This window comes from Streptomyces sp. GbtcB7 (genome assembly GCF_019091445.1).
Lineage (GTDB): Bacteria > Actinomycetota > Actinomycetes > Streptomycetales > Streptomycetaceae > Streptomyces > Streptomyces mirabilis.
Genome location: NZ_JAGXJM010000550.1, coordinates 1 through 240, shown reverse-complemented (window position 1 = coordinate 240; position 240 = coordinate 1). Strand labels below are relative to the sequence as shown.

Below are 240 nucleotides of genomic sequence, written 5' to 3'. Positions count from 1 at the left end.
AGCAGGATCGACAGCGCGAGGGTGCTGCCGAACCCGGCGGCGGGGATCAGATGGGAGCGCAGGGTGCGCAGCACGACGGTCATGCCGCCCTCGCCAGCCATGAGGACCGCGACCAGCCCCACATAGGCGGAGTAGGTGCCGGCGAGCGAGAGGGCGAGGCAGGCCGAGGTCGCGACCGCCGCTGAAGCGGCGCCGACCGGCCACAGGCCGTAGCGGTCGATGCCGCGGCGGCACAGGGCG

General features: G+C 74.2%; 1 pseudogene. It reads right to left on the bottom strand.

Annotated elements, in window-relative coordinates:
- A pseudogene (locus tag KVT44_RS56775) lies at positions 1-240 on the bottom strand (MFS transporter); the annotation flags it as partial.